Source organism: Bacteroides sp. HMSC067B03 (assembly GCF_001811315.1).
Classification (GTDB): domain Bacteria; phylum Bacteroidota; class Bacteroidia; order Bacteroidales; family Bacteroidaceae; genus Bacteroides; species Bacteroides faecis.
The window spans coordinates 84,820-89,617 of sequence record NZ_KV804408.1 but is presented as its reverse complement, the minus strand read 5'-3'; the positions used below and the strand labels follow the sequence as shown (position 1 = coordinate 89,617).

At 40.4% G+C, this 4,798-nt stretch carries 2 protein-coding genes; both read right to left on the bottom strand.

The window, feature by feature from the left end:
* Positions 1–86 precede the first annotated feature (86 nt).
* Positions 87–1,181, bottom strand: a complete 1,095-nt coding sequence (locus HMPREF2794_RS18085; protein WP_070752125.1) for an OmpA family protein — start codon at positions 1,179–1,181, stop codon at positions 87–89.
* 103 nt (positions 1,182–1,284) lie between these two features.
* Positions 1,285–4,509 (bottom strand): PL29 family lyase N-terminal domain-containing protein, encoded by a 3,225-nt coding sequence (locus tag HMPREF2794_RS18080; protein WP_070752123.1) that lies wholly within the window; start codon positions 4,507–4,509, stop codon positions 1,285–1,287.
* Positions 4,510–4,798: the final 289 nt, after the last annotated feature.

The window sequence follows — 4,798 nt, the reverse complement described above, 5'->3', positions numbered from 1 at the left end:
CCTACTATACGAGGGAGTTTATCGAATACTTACCCTGTTCTTCAGATTCTTTTTTATTATATCTTATCGATATTTCTATTTATTGATTACTCAGCAATACAAATACTCACACGGTTCTCTTCTGGTGTGTTGTAGGGCTGAACAGTGTCACCTTTAGAATTAATAAGCATTCTGTCGGCAGTTATTCCTTTTGCCTTCAAAGCGTCGGCAACATTAGATGCACGTTTTTCAGACAGAGTTTTATTAATTCTGGGATTACCTGTATTGGCATCAGCATAACCGGTCACTTTCACCTTTGCTGACGGATTCTTTTGAAGATACTCTACCAACATATTTATTTTAGCATGCTGGTCGTCTTGTATCTTTGCCGAATTCAAGGCAAAGAAGATGTCTTGCTTCATAGGCTGCACCACTACTGCTTCTTCTTTCAGCTGTTCTACCACCACAGGTGCAGGTTTCGGTTGTTCTACTACCACAGGCTCCGGCTCGTAATATACAGGCGGAATTTCTTTGTAGCCCTTGCCGAACTTAATATTCAGACCAAGGAGAGCATTGAACTGCCAGTCGGCATTTCCTGCTTTCTTAGAGTTGAACTTGTCGGACAGAACGTTGGCGTTACCTTCGATGTTGATAGACAGGCGGTCATTCAGACGCAGGTTACATCCTAAGCCCAAGCGCCCTGCTGCTAGGAATTTTCCTTTTGTCCAGAGATGGCCCATTTCGTATCCGGCTGCGTCTATTGCAACAGCCTCGTCATTGTCAAAGCCACGATTGAGACCTACGCCGGCGAAAACATAACCATTCAATACACGTTTGGGGTTAAAGCCGCAAAACAGCGTACTCAAATCCGAAACAATATCTACATTGCCCTGCAGATATTTATATTGGTAGTCTTGTCGGGGAGCGACCCAACTACCTTTTGCCTGCCATCCGCTGACACCCACACGGGCACCCCATGCAGGAGCAAACTGATAACCGACATTTACGGCAGCAGCCGGAGAGATAAGGTCAGTAAACTTAGCTTCACCTACTGTATGGGCAGCGCCTACTTGCACTTGCATAAACCAATGACGCTTAAATTCTGTTCTTCCTTCCTCCTTGATTTGTCTCTCTTGTGCAGAAGCAAATGTTCCACTCAATAATAAGGCAAATACAGCTATCCACAAATTCTTTCTTTTCATGCTTATCTCCTTTCTTTTTTAAGTGTGATATTGCGATGATTATTAAAGAAGGGTATCCTCTTTGATGAAGATACCCTTCTAAAACTATATTTTCATTAAAGATTTAATTTAATCCGAGAGTCTTATCATTTTTACCGTCGGTCTTTAAGAACCCAACAGCCGGCATCTTATATTCTGTATCGGCACGTTTCACAGGAACAGTAATCTTAAGTATCTTAGGAGTACAATTCTTGTTCCAGTCATGTGTAATTGTAACTGTCACGACAACCGGTTGATCATTAGTAACCGCGCTACCACCTTCCTGAGACAAGTTACTCCATGACAGAACACCCTTATCCGAAATAGATGCGTGAGTTACGACGAATTCTTTATTCTCTACCTGATCTGCAGCATTGATCGCATACTTAATGTTTACGTTATGTACTTCGTACAATGATTCACCTATTTTCAAACCATTGCGTACGAACCAACCGTTCTGAATAGCCGGATCCCACATCAAACCATTGGTTGTAGTCTTGTGAGTATCCCACAACTTGAACAGACGATATATCGGCAAATAATGACCTTCGTTTACATTGTCAGCAGCACCGTCAACCAAGTACCAAGAACCATTGTTTACTACTTCATAAGAAACAGGATCTACGAAACGTACATTGAATGTATAGAATCCGGTAGGCTCTTTCTTAGTTGTAACACCCGGTATTGCAATAGGAATCTTACGATCGACACCATAGCTACCAACATAAACATATGCTCTGATTTCAAGCGGTTGTTCAAGCCATTTACAGTCGAATTGGTTGATTGTCAATACATGTTTGTTAGTCTCTTCATTATATGCCAATGTAACATCTCCACCATATTGAGTCGGGTTAACCAATTCGAAGCAAATAGTACCGCAAGGTAATACTTTAGCAAGGTTATTAGTCAACATTCCATCTTCAATGTTACAGCTCATTTTAAACGTTCCGCCGAATGGTGTTGTTGCGTCAACGTTTTCTTCAGTCGGATAGCCATATCCCAACATATATTCTGTTCCGGCAATATGGTTGTTACCAGCAGCCCACATAGATGGGTTGTAAGTCCATTCTGCAGCAGGATCAGTTACATTGAACTCAGCCTTGATCTTGAATGCTTTATAAGTAGCTAACGTACTCTCAGTAGAGAAGCTCAATTCCACTTCATATTTACCAGCATGAGCTTCCGGAGTCAATCCGAAGTATAGGTAATTATTCTCAGTTGTCGGACCTCCAAAGATGTTCGCCCAGTCAATCATCAGATTCCAGTTCCTTGACGGATCTTTGTAGATATAACCACTGTTTATGTATGCAGCCCACTTCGTGTATTCGGTTCTAACACCGGTCTGTGCATCAGTAAAGAATACCTTCACACTGTTGGTACCACCTGTAATACCATCACCATACAATTCTACAAACTTCTCTTTACTTACACCTAACTTATTGAAGTACTGATCGAAGTCAATCTTAAGTCCATCAACAACATTAGCATTCGCAAATGCGCCATTACCCCACTGCTTCATATCTTCTCCACCAACGAGTGCAGTGCAGCCAAGTACCTGGTCTGTCAGATCTTCATTAGTCCAAGTATCAGTCAACTGTTCTGTTTCAACCAACTTGATTTTCAAGAGTTTAGACATTACCCATTTACCGTCAACAAACATTTTAACTTTAACAACCGGTTCACGGCCAATAGAAGCTGTCTGAACTTTACCATCTACTAAGATCGGAGTCATTTTTCCTGTCTTAGAGTCAAACGTCACATAACGTTCAGTCTGTCCTACTTCAGCCTCAGTATAATGAACATCTTCAAATTCGAAAGTAATATTTTCGAAGCCAAGATCTTCCAGTCTGTATTGTCCGTCTTTTGAAGAAAAGTCGGTATTCGTATAGAATTTAACAGCATAATCACGAATATAGTCTAACAATACCGGTTGGTCAGTATACAAGACATTGGCGATTACAGGTACGTTAATATTACTAGCAATGTAACTATTTCTTTGAGCAGCATTAAGCTCCTCAGCATACATGTGAGTCAAATCCGTAAATGTAGTAACCTGATCATTCAAATTACCATCTTTTATAGTTATACCGATCATTGCATCGTCCTGCTCAACCACCATACGTTTAGTGGCTACAAAATCAGAAACAACAATACCGTCATTAATAAACTTCTCGTTTTCATTCGTATTCTTAACGCGATAAGCAAGCATATTGACTTTACCGGCTTCACCGTATTTGCTGGATTCCTCCATAGGTTTGCCATCCGGATTATCATATACATTTTCTTCTGTTTCTTCAGAAGCTTTATACATCTTAAATACGTTCGGATTATCAGTATTATTACCAGCAGAAGCTTTCACAACCAGCTTACCTTGAGAGTTTACCGAAATCTTAGACAAAGGCAGTCCTATTTCAACAGCCCTGGTAGTGGTAGTAGCAGTCTGTTCAATAAAACCTAATCCCTCATAATATTTAGGATTAACGTTTGCAGGATTCAGCTTATACTCATATTCAGCCCATCCATTGACCAATGTGCGGTATAATGGCTGAAGAGCACTGTTGTATTCATATACTTTAGTAATACCTGTAGAGTTCTCATCATACCCGATAACCGGCAAGAATACAACATCGCCTAAATCTTCATTGATATTAGAAGTTACGTGAACTAAAGAAGATACGAAAGTAGCAGAATACTTATAAATCTTAGCAGAAGTAGCTTCGCCGGTTTCAGTTCTCAGATTACTGAAAATATAGTAATCTCCCATATCGGCCACAGAAACAACTCCCGGGATAATCCAAGTCATATCAGTCTTGTTCTCCGGTTTCACTTCATTCTTGTACCAGAATCCGTCTTCGCCCGGGATATAAGTATCACCATCGATTCCAGGCTCTCCTTGTTCACCCGGCTTTCCTTGTTCACCCGGCTTTCCTTGTTCACCGGCAGGTCCTTGTTCACCCGGATCTCCCTTGTCTCCTTTAGCCTTGAACTCTGTTTTCTTACCATCTTGATACCAGTATCCGTCTTCACCAATCGTCCACTGAGTACCATCTTTTCCGGCATCACCATTTTTAATGGTAAAGCTCTTACCGTTGCTCAATGTTACTTCCACACCACCGGTAATGTTCTCAACTTTTGTGATTACAGATCCCCCTTCGATCAGCTTGTTGATTTCCGCAATAGCGTTGGCATTTTCGGTTATCTTCTGCTCTAACCGATCGATATCGTCATCGTAGTCCTTACAACCTACATATGAAAATGTGGTTAGCGCCAATGCTCCGAAAAACATCACTCTAATAATTTTTTTCTTCATAACTACTTAAAAATTACATTAATAATATATTATTAAACACTAAGTTCAAATAATATTCGCCCGTTACTTTGTAGGTAACAGGAAACAGCCTGTAGCTACTTCTGAAGAAGCGTCTAAAGGGTAGACAAGAAACATAAGTATCAAAATATATTTAACCCCTGCTTTAGAATAGCAGCAGAGGGGAGGGAAATCTTTTGCAATAATAAGAGAGCATGGTGTGTTCTTCACAAAAAATCCGCAGTTTTGTTTGGTGTATTTCCTTTTTTTAGTAGTTTATCAGAAAAAATAT